This is a genomic window from Enterobacter sp. BIDMC93, from assembly GCF_001037805.1.
In the GTDB taxonomy this organism is placed as follows: Bacteria; Pseudomonadota; Gammaproteobacteria; order Enterobacterales; family Enterobacteriaceae; genus Enterobacter; species Enterobacter hormaechei_C.
In genome coordinates this window covers 243,275-261,118 of record NZ_KQ089962.1, presented here as the reverse complement: position 1 = coordinate 261,118, position 17,844 = coordinate 243,275, and the positions used below count along the sequence as shown (strand labels likewise).

At 54.2% G+C, this 17,844-nt stretch carries 17 protein-coding genes; 11 read left to right on the top strand and 6 right to left on the bottom strand.

The annotated features are described in order from the left end of the window. The first annotated feature begins 126 nt into the window (after window positions 1-126). Entirely contained in the window at window positions 127-927 is an 801-nt protein-coding gene (locus SK58_RS01200; protein WP_048219238.1) for a glycosyltransferase family 2 protein, read from the top strand. Between the two features lie 11 nt (window positions 928-938). On the opposite strand, the gene SK58_RS01195 is transcribed toward SK58_RS01200, so the two are convergent. Genes SK58_RS01195 through gpmM form a run of 3 tightly spaced genes read right to left on the bottom strand, consistent with a single transcriptional unit; the run spans window position 939 to window position 4,712 of the window. Then, the gene (locus SK58_RS01195; protein WP_032620676.1) at window positions 939-1,871 is read right to left on the bottom strand and encodes a divergent polysaccharide deacetylase family protein; all 933 of its coding nucleotides are present in this window, start codon (window positions 1,869-1,871) and stop codon (window positions 939-941) included. A 3-nt stretch (window positions 1,872-1,874) separates the two neighbouring features. Beyond that, the gene (gene envC / locus SK58_RS01190) at window positions 1,875-3,134 is read right to left on the bottom strand and encodes a murein hydrolase activator EnvC (RefSeq protein WP_026094345.1); all 1,260 of its coding nucleotides are present in this window, start codon (window positions 3,132-3,134) and stop codon (window positions 1,875-1,877) included. Window positions 3,135-3,167: 33 nt separating this feature from the next. Then, window positions 3,168-4,712, bottom strand: coding sequence for a 2,3-bisphosphoglycerate-independent phosphoglycerate mutase (gene gpmM, locus SK58_RS01185; protein WP_040117060.1), 1,545 nt, complete (start codon window positions 4,710-4,712; stop codon window positions 3,168-3,170). Between the two features lie 248 nt (window positions 4,713-4,960). On the opposite strand from gpmM, the gene SK58_RS01180 reads away from it, so the two are divergent. The 5 genes from SK58_RS01180 to cysE all read left to right on the top strand — a co-directional run bounded on the left by SK58_RS01180 (window position 4,961) and on the right by cysE (window position 8,070). Continuing rightward, the gene (locus SK58_RS01180; RefSeq protein WP_017383604.1) at window positions 4,961-5,392 is read left to right on the top strand and encodes a rhodanese-like domain-containing protein; all 432 of its coding nucleotides are present in this window, start codon (window positions 4,961-4,963) and stop codon (window positions 5,390-5,392) included. Between the two features lie 11 nt (window positions 5,393-5,403). Continuing rightward, entirely contained in the window at window positions 5,404-5,655 is a 252-nt protein-coding gene (gene grxC / locus SK58_RS01175) for a glutaredoxin 3 (RefSeq protein ID WP_003860837.1), read from the top strand. Between the two features lie 31 nt (window positions 5,656-5,686). Beyond that, a complete protein-coding gene (secB, locus tag SK58_RS01170; RefSeq protein ID WP_014168079.1) occupies window positions 5,687-6,154 on the top strand; it encodes a protein-export chaperone SecB in 468 nt (155 codons plus the stop codon). Next, complete coding sequence (gene gpsA / locus SK58_RS01165) at window positions 6,154-7,173, top strand: NAD(P)H-dependent glycerol-3-phosphate dehydrogenase (protein WP_006812398.1); 1,020 nt, start codon at window positions 6,154-6,156, stop codon at window positions 7,171-7,173. The genes secB and gpsA overlap by 1 nt, the downstream gene beginning before the upstream one ends. A gap of 75 nt (window positions 7,174-7,248) precedes the next feature. Beyond that, a complete protein-coding gene (cysE, locus tag SK58_RS01160; RefSeq protein WP_022646641.1) occupies window positions 7,249-8,070 on the top strand; it encodes a serine O-acetyltransferase in 822 nt (273 codons plus the stop codon). Window positions 8,071-8,124: 54 nt separating this feature from the next. On the opposite strand, the gene ppiC is transcribed toward cysE, so the two are convergent. Then, window positions 8,125-8,406, bottom strand: coding sequence for a peptidylprolyl isomerase PpiC (ppiC, locus tag SK58_RS01155; RefSeq protein ID WP_048219235.1), 282 nt, complete (start codon window positions 8,404-8,406; stop codon window positions 8,125-8,127). Between the two features lie 85 nt (window positions 8,407-8,491). Between ppiC and rep the strand changes: the two genes are divergently transcribed. Then, window positions 8,492-10,516 (top strand): DNA helicase Rep, encoded by a 2,025-nt coding sequence (gene rep, locus SK58_RS01150; RefSeq protein ID WP_015570023.1) that lies wholly within the window; start codon window positions 8,492-8,494, stop codon window positions 10,514-10,516. A gap of 51 nt (window positions 10,517-10,567) precedes the next feature. Here rep and gppA read toward each other — a convergent pair whose 3' ends face one another. Together gppA and rhlB are read right to left on the bottom strand one after the other, a co-directional pair. Next, on the bottom strand, window positions 10,568-12,052 hold the full coding sequence (gene gppA / locus SK58_RS01145) for a guanosine-5'-triphosphate,3'-diphosphate diphosphatase (RefSeq protein ID WP_017383602.1): 1,485 nt from the start codon (window positions 12,050-12,052) through the stop codon (window positions 10,568-10,570). Window positions 12,053-12,057: 5 nt separating this feature from the next. Continuing rightward, complete coding sequence (gene rhlB, locus SK58_RS01140) at window positions 12,058-13,326, bottom strand: ATP-dependent RNA helicase RhlB (protein ID WP_006812393.1); 1,269 nt, start codon at window positions 13,324-13,326, stop codon at window positions 12,058-12,060. Window positions 13,327-13,470: 144 nt separating this feature from the next. On the opposite strand from rhlB, the gene trxA reads away from it, so the two are divergent. From trxA to wzzE, 4 genes are all read left to right on the top strand, one after another. After that, on the top strand, window positions 13,471-13,800 hold the full coding sequence (gene trxA, locus SK58_RS01135; protein WP_006812392.1) for a thioredoxin TrxA: 330 nt from the start codon (window positions 13,471-13,473) through the stop codon (window positions 13,798-13,800). A 341-nt stretch (window positions 13,801-14,141) separates the two neighbouring features. Further along, window positions 14,142-15,401, top strand: coding sequence for a transcription termination factor Rho (rho, locus tag SK58_RS01130; RefSeq protein WP_001054528.1), 1,260 nt, complete (start codon window positions 14,142-14,144; stop codon window positions 15,399-15,401). Between the two features lie 242 nt (window positions 15,402-15,643). Next, window positions 15,644-16,747 (top strand): UDP-N-acetylglucosamine--undecaprenyl-phosphate N-acetylglucosaminephosphotransferase, encoded by a 1,104-nt coding sequence (gene wecA / locus SK58_RS01125; RefSeq protein ID WP_001050933.1) that lies wholly within the window; start codon window positions 15,644-15,646, stop codon window positions 16,745-16,747. Between the two features lie 13 nt (window positions 16,748-16,760). Next, complete coding sequence (gene wzzE / locus SK58_RS01120) at window positions 16,761-17,807, top strand: ECA polysaccharide chain length modulation protein (RefSeq protein WP_017693953.1); 1,047 nt, start codon at window positions 16,761-16,763, stop codon at window positions 17,805-17,807. The last annotated feature ends 37 nt before the right edge of the window (window positions 17,808-17,844 follow it).

Sequence of the window (17,844 nt, the reverse complement as noted above, 5' to 3'; positions counted from 1 at the left end):
TGTCTTTTTACAAGAAAACATTTTAAACGCGCTTATTTTAAAAGTGCGATTTAAGACTTTAATCGCCTCTTCTCAATTCGATAGTATGAGTGAAAAATTTTATGTCGTTATTGAGAGAGTGAAAATATGTTTAAAATAACGGTCTGCTTATTAACGTTTAACTCCGAAAGAACGTTGCACGATGTTATTCCTCCTCTTTTAAAAATAGCAGATGAATTCGTTATAGTGGATTCCGGAAGTACAGACTCGACGATATATATTTGCCAGAGTTATGGATTGTCGCCCATATTCAAAAAATATAGCTGGCACGGCGAGCAGATGAACCATGCCGTATCCCATGCGCATAACGACTGGGTGCTGTGCATGGACAGTGACGAAATACTCGATCAAGAAACCGTTGATGCTATTTTAGAATTAAAAATGGGCGATGAACCCGAACTGGATATGGCGTGGCGGATATGTCGTCACTGGTTTGTTTTGGGAGAAAATGTCCGAACGATTTATCCCGTCTCATCACCGGATTATCCGGTGCGTCTTTTTAACCGTACGCAGTCGCGATTTAATAACCGGCCAGTAGACGATCAGGTTGAAGGTTTTCTCCGTTCTGAACGTATTCCAGGTTATGTCAGACATGAGACGTTTCATTCGCTGCATGAACTTTTTAATAAATTAAACGGATATACCACTCGCCTGGTTCAATATCAGACGATACGTCCCTCTCTTGGTCGCGGCGCGATCAGCGCTATCGGCGCATTTTTCAAATGGTATCTGTTTAGCGGTGCCTGGCGTCAGGGCAAAGTAGGTGTGGTGACAGGGGTTTATGCCACGGCGTACAGTTTTTTGAAGTATTTCAAGGCCTGGTATCAGGATCGGGAAAAGAGAGAGTCCGTTGCAAAAGAGCAGTCGGACTCTTATCTGGCAGAATAGGCGTTAGCCGATCAGGCTTTTTTTCCCCAACCCTGCCACTGTTGCTGGACGTATTTAACCAGTGTACTGCTGCTGATGCTTTCGCCAATCACCGAGAAGAAGCGGGTTGCATAGACCGGTTCAGGCGGCTGTTTCAGCGTGCAGTTCTTCACGCCGCGGAATGGATTACGCGGCTGCGTTGCGGATGGTTGCGTGCTACCCGGACGAGAAGTATCCACCTGAGGTTCATTGAGCAGATCGCTCGGACGCACCAGCGTAATATCGGCGGGTAAGCCCGACAACATTTGCTGCAAAACGCGAACGGTAGACGGATGCGGATGCCCAATGGCAATCGCCGAACCGTTACGGCGCGCCAGCTGTACCGCGCGGTTGAACTGCACGCGGATATCCGCTTCGTTCTGGGAGTCGTCCAGGAATACTTTGCGCTTGATGACTTTTACACCCGTCCCCTGAGCGGCACGCATCGCCTGGCTGTTGCCGATGGTCATGCTGTCGAGGAAATAGAGATTGTAACGCTCCAGCGCCTGCATCACTTTCAGCATACCGTACAGGCTGGAGGTCATCGCGCTGCCCATATGGTTATTCAGACCCACGGCATACGGCACTTTATTGTACGCATCGCGGATGATGCGATCGATCTCGTCGCTGCTCATGTCCGGGCGCAGGGTATCTTTTTCCAACGGCTGCTTGCTGAGGGGGGCCATCGGCAGATGGATGAGGACCTGATGGCCGCCATTGTGCGCTTTGGTCGCCATTTCATGCGCGTGAGGCGCATTAGGCAGGACGGCGACAGAGATGGCTGGCGGCATCGCCAGCACCTGATTTTCATAGTGTGGTCGATAACCGAAGTCATCAATCACAATCGCGAGTTTGCCTGCATAAACCGGTGCAGCCAGCGCCAGTGCGCTGACTACGGAAACAACAATTCGACGAAATTGAAGCAAAACCTATCTTCCCAACCACGGCTGTGGATTGACCGCCTGACCCTGACGACGAATTTCGAAATAGAGTGACGGGCGGCCCTGACCGCCACTGCTGCCCACAAGGGCAATGGGTTGACCCGCGCGCACCTGAGTGCCAACGCTGACCAGCGCGCTCTGGTTGTAGCCGTAAAGACTCATATCGCCTTTACCGTGTTCAACCACCACCACGAGCCCATAACCCTGTAGCCAGTCGGCCAGGATCACGCGGCCATCGGCGATGGCTTTCACTTCGCTACCTTCAGACGCACCGATAACGATCCCCTTCCAACGTAGCTCACCCTGCAACTGTTCGCCATAGCGATGCAGGATCGTACCGCGAACGGGCCAGTAAGCCTGACCACGCGGGGAGCCGAGGCCGCCGGTACGCGACATCAGGGAACGTTCATTTTCAGTCGGTTTGTAGGTGGTGCCTTTCCGGGAGGCTTCCTGCTGCTTATTACGCACCGCCTGCGCTTCACGCGCTTCTTTTTCGGCGCGCGCTTTGGCCGCGGCTTCTGCCCGGGCAATGCTGTTACGCAGTCTGGATTCGTTGGCGCGCATTTCGCTCAGCTGGCTTTGTCCTGCCTGGATAGAGGACTCCAGCCCGGCGAGCGTCTTCTTACGCTCATTGCGCGCCTGCTCAAGCTTCTCCTGCTGCGCCTGCTGATCGTAGAGCAGCGTTTGCTGCTGGCTCTGCTTCTCTTCCAGCTCGGCTTTTTGCGTGGTGACTTCTTCGCGCGTCTGTTTCAGCTGCGCAATGGTCTCCTGACGCGCCTGGTTTAGATAGCCGAAATAGGCCTGTAAACGCTGACCACGCTGGCTCTCTTCACCGCTGAGGATCAGCTGAAGGCCTGTGTGCTCACCCTGACGGAAAGCAGCATCAAGCTGTGCAGCAAGGTTCCGCTCCTGGGCATCGCGCTGACGCTCCAGTTTCGCAATCGACGCGTTCATTTCATCGATTTGCTTATTGAGCTGGGCAAGGGTGTTTTGTGTTTCACGCAGCTTACGCGCGGCGGCGGAAATGGCCTCTTCCTGCTTTTTAAGCTGGGCGAGCAGGGTGGCGCGCTGCTGTTGCTGCTGACGTACCGCACGCTCTTTGGCGGCGATATCGGCCTGAATGGATTTAAGCTGATCGCGGTCATCCGCGTGGGCGGATGCGGCGCACAGCAATACGCCAGCGCTGAGTGCGCTGGCGCAAAGCAGAGGTCTGACTGATAACCGAAGCGGCTTCACGACCCATGTGATTGAAAAAATCGCCTTTCCCCTCATGGGGAGCGATTATTCCACGATGAACAGCGGCTTGCCAGTCATCTCTTCAGGGATTTCCATACCCATCAGCGACAACATGGTTGGCGCGATGTCGGAAAGCTTGCCGCCTTCCACAGCTTTCACTGATTTATCACCTACATAAATCAGTGGAACAGGCAGGTTGGTATGGGCGGTATGCGCCTGACCGGTTGCCGGATCACGCATCTGTTCTGCGTTACCGTGGTCAGCGGTGATCAGCAGCTGGCCGCCCACGGATTCAACCGCTTTTGCGACCTGCTCAACGCAGTGGTCCAGCGCTTCAACAGCTTTAACGGCTGCTTCCATCACGCCGGTGTGGCCCACCATGTCGCCATTCGGATAGTTACAGATGATGGTGTCGTATTTACCGCTTTCGATCGCGGCCACCAGTTTTTCGGTCAGCTCCGCAGAGCTCATTTCTGGCTGGAGATCGTAAGTGGCGACTTTCGGCGAGTTAATCAGGATGCGGTCTTCGCCTTTAAACGGCTCTTCTACGCCGCCGTTAAAGAAGAAGGTCACGTGCGCATACTTCTCAGTTTCGGAGATGCGCAACTGCGTTTTATCGTTTTTCGCCATCCACTCGCCGAAGGTATTTTCCAGGGAAGCGGGTGGATACGCGCATGGGGCTTTGATATCCGCTGCATACTCAGTCAACTGGATGAAATCGATCTTCGCCACTTTCTTACGGGCGAAACCGTCGAAATCGCTGTTGACGAAGGCGCGGGTGATTTCGCGCGCGCGGTCAGCACGGAAGTTCATGAAGATCAGCGCATCGCCATCTTCCATGGCGGCATCGGCCTGGCCTTCAGCGCGGATCACGGTTGCCTTCACAAATTCGTCGTTTTCATCACGCGCGTAAGCCGCTTCCAGGCCTTCAACGGCGGTCGGGAACTGGAACTCACCTTTTGCCAGGGTCAGCAGATCATAGGCTTGCTCAACGCGGTCCCAGCGGTTGTCACGGTCCATGGCATAGTAACGGCCAACGATGGACGCCACGCGGCCTTTGCCCAGTGCGGCAAATTTATTTTCAAACGCTTTAAGAGAACCTTTTGCGCTGCGTGGCGGCGTATCGCGACCATCCAGGAAGGCGTGCAGATAGATTTTTTCCGCACCGCGCTCGGCGGCCAGTTCTACCATCGCCATGATGTGATCTTCGTGGCTGTGAACGCCGCCCGCAGAGAGCAGACCCATAATGTGAACGGCCTTGCCTGCGGCAACGGCTTTATCAACCGCTCCGGTGAGCGTTGGGTTGGCAAAGAATGTACGTTCTTTGATTTCAACGTCCAGGCGCGTCAGGTCCTGATAAACGATACGGCCCGCACCCAGGTTAACGTGACCCACTTCAGAGTTGCCCATCTGACGATCCGGCAGACCCACTTCCAGGCCAGACGCATCAATCAGGGTGTGGGGACGTTTTGCCCATAGCGCATCCATAACCGGGGTTTTGGCGTTGAAAATGGCGTTATCCTGTTGATCTTCACGGTAGCCATAGCCATCCAGAATCACCAGTACCATAGGTTTTTTAGAAACCGACATTGCGACAACCTCATGCTCAAGAGACAAAAAATTTGCGTAATTTTACTACAGCTGAATCGATAAAATAGCCGCAGAAGATCAAAGAAAGCGCGGGGGCAAGGCTGTTCTCAGGCCATTTTGAGGCTTTTTTTACGTGGCATGCCGCAGAAAATAGATTAGCTTTATGTCGCTGGCTGTATTTGCCACAGCGCACAGGTATACTCCTGTCCTGGTTTTTTTAATCACTTAGTCGGGAGTTGTTACCCCCCATGCAAGAAATTATGCAATTCGTTAGCCGCCACCCGGTTCTGAGCATCGCGTGGATTGGCCTGCTGGTCGCTGTACTGTTCACCACATTTAAGGGACTGACGTCTAAAATTAAGGTGATCACCCGCGGTGAAGCGACACGTCTGATCAACAAAGAGGACGCCGTGGTTGTCGATCTGCGTCAGCGCGACGATTTCCGCAAGGGCCACATCGCAGGTGCTATCAACCTGCTGCCCGCGGAAATTAAAGCGAACAACATTGGTGAGCTGGAGAAGCATAAAGCCCAGCCGATTATTGTTGTTGACGGCACTGGCATGCAGGCGCAGGAATCTGCCAGCGCACTGCATAAAGCAGGCTTTGAAAACGTAACGGTGCTGAAAGAAGGCATCTCCGGCTGGAGCGGGGAGAATCTTCCTTTAGTGCGCGGTAAATAAGGAGTTAAGTGATGGCCAATATTGAGATCTACACCAAAGCAACGTGCCCGTTCTGCCACCGAGCGAAAGCGCTGCTGTCCAGCAAAGGCGTAACGTTCAAGGAACTGCCGATCGATGGTGACGCGATTAAACGCGAAGAGATGATCCAACGCAGTGGTCGCACAACGGTTCCACAGATTTTTATTGATGCGCAGCACATTGGCGGCTGTGATGACTTGTATGCGCTCGACGCCCGTGGTGGACTCGATCCGCTGCTGAGCTAGAGACTTTAGGACAATTAAAAAGGGTTTTTCCATGTCAGAACAAAACAACACCGAGATGACTTTCCAGATCCAGCGCATCTACACCAAGGATGTCTCTTTCGAAGCGCCAAATGCGCCGCACGTTTTCCAGAAAGACTGGCAGCCAGAGGTTAAACTTGATCTGGATACCGCATCCACCCAGCTGGCGGATGATGTGTATGAAGTCGTACTGCGTGTCACCGTGACCGCCTCTCTGGGCGAAGAAACCGCATTCCTGTGCGAAGTTCAGCAGGGCGGTATCTTCTCCATCGGCGGCATCGAAGGCAACCAGATGGCGCATTGCCTGGGTGCATACTGCCCGAACATCCTGTTCCCGTATGCCCGTGAATGCATCACCAGCCTGGTTTCTCGCGGTACATTCCCGCAACTGAACCTTGCGCCAGTAAACTTTGATGCGCTGTTCATGAACTATCTACAGCAGCAGGCTGGCGAAGGTACCGAACAACATCAGGATGCCTGATGAGCACTGTTAATGCGTCAATGACTGTGATCGGTGCCGGCTCTTACGGCACCGCTCTTGCCATCACCCTGGCAAGAAATGGTCACGACGTGGTCCTGTGGGGCCACGATCCAAAACATATCGCGACGTTGCAACACGACCGCTGCAATGTGGCGTTTCTCCCGGACGTTCCGTTCCCTGACTCCCTGTATCTGGAAAGCGACCTCGCGACCGCGCTGGCGGCCAGCCGCAATATTTTGATTGTGGTGCCAAGCCATGTGTTTGGCGAAGTCCTGCGTCAGATTAAGCCGCTGATGCGTGCGGATGCGCGTATTGTGTGGGCGACGAAGGGGCTGGAAGCGGAAACCGGACGTCTGTTGCAGGACGTTGCCCGCGAAGCGCTGGGAACAGCGATCCCGCTGGCGGTGATCTCCGGGCCGACGTTTGCCAAAGAGCTGGCTGCGGGCTTGCCGACGGCGATTTCGCTGGCGTCCACCGACCAGGCATTTTCCGACGATCTTCAGCAACTGCTGCACTGCGGCAAAAGCTTCCGCGTGTACAGCAACCCCGATTTTATCGGCGTGCAGCTGGGCGGCGCGGTGAAGAACGTCATTGCCATCGGGGCCGGGATGTCTGACGGCATCGGTTTCGGCGCGAATGCGCGTACTGCGCTGATCACCCGTGGCCTGACCGAAATGTCCCGCCTGGGCGAAGCGCTGGGTGCCGATCCGGCCACCTTTATGGGAATGGCAGGGCTGGGCGACCTGGTGCTGACCTGCACCGATAACCAGTCGCGTAACCGCCGCTTTGGCATGATGCTCGGACAGGGCAGCGATGTAAAAAGCGCGCAGGAGAAGATTGGTCAGGTGGTTGAAGGCTATCGCAATACCAAAGAAGTTCGCGAACTGGCGCACCGTTTCGGTGTCGAAATGCCAATAACCGAGGAAATTTATCAGGTATTGTATTGCGGAAAAAATGCGCGCGAGGCAGCATTGACCTTATTAGGTCGTGCGCGCAAGGACGAGCGCAGCAGCAATTAGCCGGGAAGTATCGTCACCTGAATGACCCAGCCAGCGCAGAACTGGCTGGTCATTAACTATCGTCTGGAGCAAGCAATGCCGTGTGAAGAACTGGATATCGTCTGGAATAATATTAAAGCCGAAGCCCGAGCGTTGGCCGACTGTGAGCCCATGCTGGCCAGTTTCTATCACGCGACGCTACTTAAGCACGAAAATCTCGGCAGCGCCCTGAGCTATATGCTCGCCAATAAATTGGCTTCCCCTATCATGCCTGCTATCGCGATTCGCGAAGTGGTGGAAGAGGCCTACGCCGCAGATCCGGAGATGATTGCTTCTGCCGCCTGCGACATCCAGGCTGTGCGCACGCGAGACCCGGCGGTGGATAAATACTCCACGCCGCTGCTGTATCTCAAAGGCTTCCATGCCTTACAGGCGTACCGCATCGGCCACTGGTTATGGAATGAGGGACGCCGCGCGCTGGCCATCTTCCTGCAAAACCAGGTTTCCGTGACCTTCCAGGTCGATATTCACCCGGCGGCGAAAATTGGCCGCGGGATCATGCTCGATCACGCCACCGGCATTGTTGTTGGTGAAACGGCGGTGATCGAAGATGACGTGTCGATCCTGCAATCCGTTACGCTGGGCGGTACCGGTAAAACCAGCGGCGATCGCCATCCGAAAATTCGTGAAGGGGTGATGATTGGCGCGGGCGCTAAAATCCTCGGCAATATTGAAGTCGGACGCGGCGCGAAGATTGGCGCGGGGTCGGTTGTGCTCCAGCCTGTACCGCCGCACACCACCGCCGCTGGCGTCCCGGCGCGCATCGTCGGTAAGCCAGACAGCGATAAGCCGTCGATGGATATGGATCAGCACTTCAACGGTATTCATCACACCTTCGAATACGGCGACGGCATCTGAACCCCGGAACAGCCAAATAAAAAAGCCCGGTGAGTCAATGCACCGGGCTTTTGATTAGTTGCGGTATAACACTTTGATAATGTGATAGCCGAACTGCGTATGCAGTGGGCCGGTTGGCTCCAGCACCGGGCAGGAGAAGACCACTTTATCAAACGCCGGAACCATCTGGCCCTGGCGGAACTCGCCTAAGTCACCACCGCGTTTGCCTGACGGGCAAATCGAGTGTTTCTTCGCCATTTTGCCGAAGTCGGCGCCGTTTTTAATCTGTTCGAGCAGATCCTGTGCCAGTTTCTCTTCTTTAACAAGGATATGCAGTGCTGCTGCTGTTTTTGCCATGATCGTGCCTTGAGTCGACTAGTTTACGATCGGTATACTACCACGCGTTTTTCCTCCTCTCCCGACTTTCATTGAGTGATCATTTATGCGTTTAAACCCCGGACAACAACAAGCTGTCGAATTCGTCACCGGACCCTGCCTGGTGCTGGCGGGAGCGGGATCCGGTAAAACACGCGTGATCACCAACAAAATCGCCCACTTAATTCGGGGTTGTGGATACCAGGCGCGCCATATCGCGGCGGTCACCTTTACCAACAAAGCGGCGCGTGAGATGAAAGAGCGCGTCGGCCAGACGCTGGGCCGTAAAGAGGCGCGCGGGCTGATGATCTCCACCTTCCACACGCTGGGTCTGGATATTATCAAGCGCGAATACGCGGCGCTGGGCATGAAGTCCAACTTTTCTCTCTTCGATGACACCGACCAGGTGGCGCTGCTTAAAGAGCTGACGGAAGGGCTGATCGAAGATGACAAAGTGCTGTTGCAACAGCTGATCTCGACGATCTCGAACTGGAAAAACGATCTGATGACGCCGGCCCAGGCAGCGGCAAGCGCCAAAGGCGAGCGCGACCGCATCTTTGCCCACTGCTACGGTCTGTACGACGCGCATATGAAAGCCTGTAACGTCCTGGATTTCGACGATCTGATCCTGTTGCCGACGCTGCTGCTTCAGCGGAATGAAGAGGTGCGCGAGCGCTGGCAGAACAAAATCCGTTACCTGCTGGTGGATGAATACCAGGATACCAACACCAGCCAGTACGAGCTGGTGAAGCTGCTGGTAGGGCAGCGTGCGCGCTTTACCGTCGTAGGCGATGACGATCAGTCGATTTACTCCTGGCGCGGCGCGCGTCCGCAAAACCTGGTGCTACTGAGCAAAGACTTCCCGGCGTTGCAGGTGATTAAACTGGAGCAGAACTACCGTTCCTCCGGGCGTATCCTGAAGGCGGCGAACATCCTGATTGCCAATAACCCACACGTCTTTGAGAAGCGCCTGTTCTCCGAACTGGGTTACGGCACCGAGCTGAAAGTGCTCAGCGCCAACAACGAAGAGCACGAAGCGGAGCGCGTAACGGGCGAGCTGATTGCCCATCACTTCGTCAACAAAACGGAATACAAGGATTACGCGATCCTCTATCGCGGAAACCACCAGTCGCGCGTCTTTGAAAAGATGCTGATGCAGAACCGCATTCCCTACAAAATCTCCGGCGGTACGTCGTTCTTTTCGCGTCCGGAAATCAAGGATCTGCTGGCCTATTTGCGCGTGCTGACCAACCCGGATGACGACAGCGCTTTCCTGCGCATCGTGAATACGCCGAAACGCGAGATTGGCTCTGCGACGCTGCAAAAGCTGGGTGAATGGGCGATGACCCGCAACAAAAGTCTGTTCACCGCCAGCTTCGATATGGGGTTGAGCCAGACCCTGACCGGGCGCGGCTATGACGCCTTAACCCGCTTTACCCACTGGCTGGGTGAGGTGCAGCGTCTGGCTGAGCGCGAGCCTGTGGCGGCAGTTCGCGATCTGATCCACGGCATTGATTACGAATCCTGGTTGTATGAAACCTCCGCCAGCCCGAAAGCAGCCGAGATGCGGATGAAAAACGTTAACCAGCTCTTCAGCTGGATGACCGAAATGCTTGAAGGATCTGAGATTGACGAGCCCATGACCCTGACGCAGGTGGTCACCCGCTTCACGCTGCGCGATATGATGGAGCGCGGCGAAAGCGAAGAAGAGGCCGATCAGGTTCAGCTAATGACGTTACATGCCTCGAAAGGGCTGGAGTTCCCGTATGTCTATCTGGTGGGGATGGAAGAGGGCTTATTGCCGCACCAGAGCAGCATTGATGAAGATAACGTCGACGAAGAGCGCCGTCTGGCCTACGTGGGGATCACTCGTGCGCAGAAGGAGCTGACGTTTACGCTGTGCAAAGAGCGCCGTCAGTATGGTGAGCTGGTGCGCCCGGAGCCGAGCCGTTTTCTGCTGGAGTTGCCTCAGGACGATCTTATCTGGGAGCAGGAGCGTAAAGTCATTACCGCTGAAGAGCGTATGCACAAAGGGCAGGCAAACGTGGCAAACATTCGCGCGATGCTGGCAAAAGCCAAAGAGAAGGGATAACTATTTGCAGGCCGGGTAAGGCGAAGCCGCCACCCGGCACGCTTCAAAGGGTCACTTCACATCAAGCGCCCAGTGCACATAGCTCTGCCACTGGTACTCCTGCTCAATCAGTTCCGCCCCAAGCGGATGATCCTCAAGCCAGTTTTCCGGTAGCGTCAGCGTCAGTTTCTCATCGTCTGCCGCCAGCGTAATGGCTGGCAGCAAATCATCACGACGCCGGCTGGCAAACAGGATCGCCAGGCGAAGCAGACGACACAGATGCTCCGCCACGCGCGGCGGCACAGCGTTCTGCTGGTGAAGGGAAGAGAGATCGACGGCGTTAGTCTGATTTAGCAGCAGGGTGGCCAGCAGCTTCTTCTGGGCGGGCGTATAGCCCGGTAAATCGAGATTACGCACCAGCCAGGCCGCGTGCAGCGGTGCCTGCTTGTACTCCACGCTGAGACCAATTTCATGTAGCGCACAGGCGCTTAGCAGCAGATCGCGGCTTAACGGTTCAATATCCCAGCTTTTTTTCACCTGATCGGCAAACAGTGACGCCAGTTGACTCACTCTGTGTGCCTGGTCGATATCCACAATAAAGCGGCGCTGAACGTTACGCAGCGTACGGCTACGGATGTCCTGATCGACCGACTGGTGCAGCATTCCGTAGACCAGACCTTCGCGCAGCGCACCGCCTGCCAGGGTCATACACTGGATATTGAGTTCAGTAAAAATGGCGATCAGAATGGCGAGCCCACTGGGGAAAACCAGCGCGCGTTCGAGCGTCAGCCCTTCTATTTCAAGCTCTTCCAGACGACCACACTGGATGGCGCGCTGTTTAAGCTGCTGGAGTTTGGCAAGCGTGATCCGCTCGTCCATTCCCTGTGCCATCATGATTTCCTGCAACGCCTGAACGGTTCCGGACGCGCCGACACACACTTTCCAGCCGTGATAGCGCAGTTCGTCCATGACCGGGCGCAGGACCGCACGCGCCGCGTTTTCCGCCTCGTCAAAATTCTCTTTGGCAAGGTTTCGATCGGTAAAGTAGCGTTCCAGCCAGGTCACACAGCCCATCGACAGGCTGAACAGTGACGTCGCCTGCGCGCCTGTGCCCGTGACCAGTTCGGTACTGGCGCCACCGATATCGACCACCAGACGACGATCGTCGCCGCCGGTCGTATGCGCCACACCCTGATAAATCAGACGCGCTTCTTCTTCACCGCTGATGACCTGCACCGGGCAGCCCAGAATTTCCTGTGCTCTGGCAATGAAATCGCCAGCGTTAACCGCCAGACGAAGAGTCGCCGTGGCAACAACGCGAATTTGACTGAGCGGGATATCCTGCAAACGTTCTGCAAACAGACGCAGACACTGCCAGCCACGTTCCATGGCTTCCGGGGAGAGGTGATTATCGCTGCTCAGGCCCGCCGCGAGGCGGACCTTGCGCTTAATGCGCGTCAGCGTTTGTATGCTTCCCGCCACCTCGCGCACAACCAGCATATGAAAACTATTCGAACCGAGATCAATTGCCGCATAAAGCGAGGTGGAGCTGAGCATATTTTTTAACCTGAACGACGACGATTACGCGGTGCACCGCCGGAACGACGCGGACCATTGCCGGAGCGTGGACGGGTAAGGCGCTTAGGTGGCGGCAGTTCGCTCAACAGCGCGTCCGGATTGTATTTGCTCTGTGGAATAGAGTGACCGATGTAGGTCTCAATGGCCGGAAGATTCAGCGCATACTCTTCACACGCAAGGCTGATGGAGTGACCGCTTGCGCCGGCACGACCGGTACGACCGATACGGTGTACATAGTCTTCACAGTCATCTGGCAGGTCATAGTTAAAGACGTGCGTCACGGCTGGAATGTGCAGGCCACGGGCCGCCACGTCGGTCGCGACCAGAATATCAAGGTCGCCACGAGTAAATTCGTCGAGAATGCGCAGGCGTTTTTTCTGCGCCACGTCGCCGGTCAGCAGGCCCACACGGTGCCCATCTGCCGCCAGGTGACCCCAGATATCTTCACAGCGGTGTTTGGTGTTCGCGAAGATAATCGCGCGATCCGGCCACTCTTCTTCGATCAGGGTTTGCAGCAGGCGCATTTTCTCTTCATTAGAAGGATAGAAGAGCTCTTCTTTAATGCGGTGCCCGGTTTTCTGCTCCGGTTCCACTTCAACATATTCGGCATTGTTCATCTGCTCGAATGCGAGTTCACGTACGCGGTATGACAGGGTTGCGGAGAACAGCATGTTCAGACGCTGGTTTGCCGCAGGCATACGGCGGAACAGCCAGCGGATGTCTTTAATGAAGCCCAGATCGTACATGCGGTCTGCTTCATCCAGCACCACGACCTGGATTGCGCCGAGGTTGATATGGTTCTGTTTGGCGTAGTCGATAAGACGGCCGGTGGTCCCAATCAGGATATCGACGCCGCTTTCCAGCACTTTCAGCTGTTTATCGTAGCCGTCGCCGCCATAGGCCAGGCCAAGTTTCAGGCCGGTGGCTTGCGCCAGGGGCTCAGCGTCTGCGTGGATCTGTACCGCCAGTTCTCGCGTCGGGGCCATAATTAGCGCGCGCGGCTGGTTAACTTTGCGGTCTGCAATCGCCGGGTGAGAAAGTAAATAATGAAACGTTGACGTTAAAAACGCCATCGTTTTGCCAGTACCGGTTTGCGCCTGCCCTGCAACATCGCGACCGGCCAGCGTCAGCGGCAGGGCGAGAGCCTGAATGGGCGTGCAGTTATGAAACCCTTTAGTTTCAAGGGCTTCGATCACCTTTGGGTGCAGGGCGAAGTCGGAAAACTTCTGTTCTGTTAAATGTGTTTTGCTCATAGTGTGGTAGAATATCAGCTTACTATTGCTTTACGAAAGCGTATCCGGTGAAATAAAGTCAACCTTTAGTTGGTTAATGCGACATCAACACGTCGTTGGTGGAGACAAAACCAACGTACCAGGCTTATTCCTGTGGAGTTATATATGAGCGATAAAATTATTCACCTGACTGACGACAGTTTTGACACGGACGTACTTAAAGCTGACGGGCTGATCCTCGTTGATTTCTGGGCTGAATGGTGTGGTCCTTGCAAAATGATCGCTCCGATTCTGGATGAAATCGCTGACGAATATCAGGGCAAACTGACCGTTGCCAAGCTGAACATCGACCAGAACCCGGGCACCGCGCCAAAATACGGTATCCGTGGCATCCCGACCCTGCTGCTGTTCAAGAACGGTGACGTGGCGGCGACCAAAGTGGGCGCACTGTCCAAAGGTCAACTGAAAGAGTTCCTGGACGCTAACCTGGCGTAAGGTTTCTCAGCTGAGCGTCCAGAACGCCTAATTAACGGCGAGCTCTGGACGCCCGGCTTTAGTCGTGCTAAGTTAGCTATGACTACGTTTTAAACATATCTTGTTGTTTGAATCTTGTTTTACCCGATACTTCCCGTTGTTAACTTAAACAGTGCGTGAAGTTGCTAGATTCCGGGCTTGTCACTCAATCCGTCTTGTCGTTTCAGTTCTGCGTTCTTTCCCTGTGACCAGACAGCGAACAGACATGAGGTGATGGCCGCTAAACAGGCATGGATGACCCTGCCATACCATTCACAACATTAAGTTCGAGAATCACCCCGAGTTTAAGAACCCACACCATTATGAATCTTACCGAATTAAAGAATACGCCGGTTTCTGAGCTGATCACTCTCGGCGAAAATATGGGACTGGAAAACCAGGCTCGTATGCGCAAGCAGGACATCATTTTCGCCATCCTGAAGCAGCACGCTAAGAGTGGCGAAGATATCTTTGGCGACGGTGTGCTGGAGATACTGCAAGACGGATTTGGTTTCCTCCGCTCCGCAGACAGCTCCTACCTCGCCGGCCCTGACGACATCTACGTATCCCCTAGCCAAATCCGCCGTTTCAACCTCCGCACTGGTGACACCATTTCAGGTAAGATTCGTCCTCCAAAAGAGGGTGAACGCTACTTTGCGCTGTTGAAGGTTAACGAAGTTAACTACGACAAACCGGAAAACTCCCGCAATAAGATCCTGTTCGAGAACTTAACGCCGCTGCACGCTAACTCTCGTCTGCGCATGGAGCGTGGTAACGGGTCTACTGAAGACTTAACCGCTCGTGTGCTGGATCTGGCATCGCCAATTGGTCGTGGCCAGCGTGGTCTGATTGTGGCGCCGCCAAAAGCCGGTAAAACCATGCTGCTGCAAAACATCGCGCAGAGCATTGCTTACAACCATCCAGACTGTGTGCTGATGGTGCTGCTGATTGACGAACGTCCGGAAGAAGTGACCGAGATGCAGCGTCTGGTGAAAGGGGAAGTGGTTGCGTCTACCTTCGACGAGCCTGCTTCTCGCCACGTTCAGGTTGCGGAAATGGTTATCGAGAAGGCGAAACGCCTGGTTGAGCACAAGAAAGACGTGATCATCCTGCTCGACTCCATTACCCGTCTGGCGCGTGCCTACAACACCGTGGTGCCGGCTTCCGGTAAAGTACTGACCGGTGGTGTGGATGCTAACGCCCTGCATCGTCCGAAGCGTTTCTTCGGTGCGGCGCGTAACGTGGAAGAGGGCGGTAGCCTGACCATTATCGCGACGGCGCTGATCGATACCGGCTCCAAAATGGACGAGGTTATCTACGAAGAGTTCAAAGGTACAGGCAACATGGAACTGCACCTTTCTCGTAAAATCGCAGAAAAACGCGTCTTCCCGGCGATCGACTACAACCGTTCCGGTACCCGTAAAGAAGAGCTGCTTACCACTCAGGAAGAGCTTCAGAAAATGTGGATCCTGCGTAAAATCATCCATCCAATGGGCGAAATCGACGCAATGGAATTCCTCATTAACAAACTGGCGATGACCAAAACGAACGACGATTTCTTCGACATGATGAAACGCTCGTAACGCAAATAATCCCAGTAAACGCCACGTTTTTACGTGGCGTTTTTTATTTATGGACTATACGCTATTACCACACACTCCCAATTTAGACCTGTCGGTGCGACAATAAGAAGGTTTGCACAGTCAAAGAAATAATTGATTGAAAAACATACAAAGGGAGTTGTGATGAGCCATCTTTAATCCTTCTGAGGCAGAGGCTTCATGGTTATACTTCCGGGACTAACATTTGTTGAGAGCAATCCATTGTGAATCTACTCACTGCTGTAACTGAGCTGATCAGTATTTTTTTATTCACAACCTGTTTTTTGTTCATTGCGCGCAAGGTAGCAAAAAGAATTGGGTTAGTGGACAAACCGAACTTCCGTAAACGTCATCAGGGGCTTATTCCACTGGTGGGCGGCATTTCGGTATACGCAGGCATCTGTTTCACATTCGGGATCGCGGATTACTATATCCCCCATGCCGCACTCTACCTGGCATGTGCCGGTGTGCTGGTACTGGTCGGCGCCCTTGATGATCGTTTTGATATCAGCGTGAAGTTCCGCGCGACGGTACAGGCGGCCATTGGCATCATTATGATGGTGGTAGGCGGCCTCTATCTAAGAAGCCTGGGCTACGTGTTTGGTCCCTGGGAGCTGGTGCTTGGGCCATTCGGCTTCTTCCTGACGCTGTTTGCCGTGTGGGCGGCTATCAACGCCTTTAACATGGTTGACGGTATAGACGGTCTGCTCGGTGGGCTGTCCTCTGTTTCGTTTGGCGCTATCGGCATCATCTTATGGTTTGACGGCCAGTACAGCCTGTCAATGTGGTGCTTTGCCATGATTGCCGCCATCCTGCCTTACATCTGCCTGAATCTGGGTGTGTTAGGGCGTCGCTATAAAGTCTTTATGGGCGATGCGGGCAGTACCCTGATTGGCTTTACGGTTATCTGGGTCTTGCTGGAGACCACGCAGGGTAAAACGCACCCTATCAGCCCGGTAACGGCTCTCTGGATTATCGCCATCCCGCTGATGGACATGGTCGCTATTATGTACCGCCGTCTGCGTAAAGGGATGAGCCCGTTTTCTCCCGATCGGCAGCATATTCATCACCTGATTATGCGCGCCGGCTTCACGTCTCGTCAGGCATTTGTGTTGATTACGCTTGCGGCTGCTATTCTGGCTGCGATTGGCGTTGCCGCGGAATACGCACATTTCATTCCTGAATGGGTAATGTTGGTATTATTCTTGCTAGCATTTTTCATGTACGGTTACTGCATCAAGCGTGCATGGAAAGTCGCGCGTTTTATTAAACGTTTAAAACGCAGGATGCGTCGGAACAGTGGCAAAAACACAACATTAACTAAGTAAAACCGGGACTATGATGACTCAACCGTTGGCGGGAGCGAAATCAGTGGGCACTGAGAACGAGCTGGATATTCGTGGTTTGTTTCGCGTGTTATGGCAGGGCAAACTGTGGATTGTGGGGATTGCCCTGGGGTTCGCGCTGTTAGCGCTTGCCTACACCTTCTTTGCAAAACAAGAGTGGAGCGCCACGGCGATCACAGACCGACCAACGGTGAATATGCTTGGAGGCTACTACTCCCAGCAGCAATTCCTGCGTAATCTTGATATCAAGGCCAATCTGGCGACCCCGGATCAGGCCTCGGTGATGGATGAATCCTACAAAGAGTTTGTGATGCAGCTGGCGTCGTGGGATACACGTCGCGATTTCTGGTCCCAGACGGACTACTACAAGCAGCGTATGGTCGGTAACAGCAAAGCGGATGCCGCGCTGCTGGATGACCTGATTAATAACATTCAGTTTATGCCTGGCGATGTACTCCGTAACGTTAGCGACAGCGTGAAGCTGATTGCGGAAACGGCGCCGGACGCCAATAACCTGTTGCGTCAGTACGTTGCTTTTGCCAGCCAGCGCGCGGCCAGTCATCTGAATGACGAGCTGAAAGGCGCCTGGGCTGCGCGTACTATTCAGATGAAAGCGCAGGTCAAACGTCAGGAAGAGGTCGCTAAGGCTATCTTCGCCCGTCGCGTACATAATATTGAGCAGGCGCTGAAGATTGCGGAACAGCACAATATTTCCCGTAGCGAAACGGATGTTCCGGCTGACGAACTCCCGGATTCAGAAATGTTCCTTCTTGGTCGCCCAATGCTTCAGGCACGTCTGGAAAATATCCAGGCCGTTGGCCCTGACTTTGACCTTGATTACGACCAAAACCGCGCCATGCTCAATACGCTCAACGTCGGTCCAACGCTGGACCCGCGTTTTCAGACCTATCGTTATTTAAGAACGCCTGAAGAGCCTGTAAAACGCGATAGTCCGCGTCGCGCATTCCTGATGATCATGTGGGGGATTGTGGGCGCACTGACTGGTGCTGGTGTAGCGTTATTGCGTCGCCGCACAAACTAAGAACGCCGTCTACGATGAAGGCTGCGTCCTTCATCGT

Bases quoted from the DNA above. Each gene is read 5' to 3' on its own strand.
- SK58_RS01200 (WP_048219238.1), top strand. From the start codon at position 127: ATGTTTAAAATAACGGTCTGCTTATTAACGTTTAACTCCGAAAGAACG.
- gpmM (WP_040117060.1), bottom strand. From the start codon at position 4,712: ATGTCGGTTTCTAAAAAACCTATGGTACTGGTGATTCTGGATGGCTAT.
- SK58_RS01180 (WP_017383604.1), top strand. From the start codon at position 4,961: ATGCAAGAAATTATGCAATTCGTTAGCCGCCACCCGGTTCTGAGCATC.
- grxC (WP_003860837.1), top strand. From the start codon at position 5,404: ATGGCCAATATTGAGATCTACACCAAAGCAACGTGCCCGTTCTGCCAC.
- secB (WP_014168079.1), top strand. From the start codon at position 5,687: ATGTCAGAACAAAACAACACCGAGATGACTTTCCAGATCCAGCGCATC.
- gpsA (WP_006812398.1), top strand. From the start codon at position 6,154: ATGAGCACTGTTAATGCGTCAATGACTGTGATCGGTGCCGGCTCTTAC.
- cysE (WP_022646641.1), top strand. From the start codon at position 7,249: ATGCCGTGTGAAGAACTGGATATCGTCTGGAATAATATTAAAGCCGAA.
- ppiC (WP_048219235.1), bottom strand. From the start codon at position 8,406: ATGGCAAAAACAGCAGCAGCACTGCATATCCTTGTTAAAGAAGAGAAA.
- rep (WP_015570023.1), top strand. From the start codon at position 8,492: ATGCGTTTAAACCCCGGACAACAACAAGCTGTCGAATTCGTCACCGGA.
- gppA (WP_017383602.1), bottom strand. From the start codon at position 12,052: ATGCTCAGCTCCACCTCGCTTTATGCGGCAATTGATCTCGGTTCGAAT.
- rhlB (WP_006812393.1), bottom strand. From the start codon at position 13,326: ATGAGCAAAACACATTTAACAGAACAGAAGTTTTCCGACTTCGCCCTG.
- trxA (WP_006812392.1), top strand. From the start codon at position 13,471: ATGAGCGATAAAATTATTCACCTGACTGACGACAGTTTTGACACGGAC.
- rho (WP_001054528.1), top strand. From the start codon at position 14,142: ATGAATCTTACCGAATTAAAGAATACGCCGGTTTCTGAGCTGATCACT.
- wzzE (WP_017693953.1), top strand. From the start codon at position 16,761: ATGACTCAACCGTTGGCGGGAGCGAAATCAGTGGGCACTGAGAACGAG.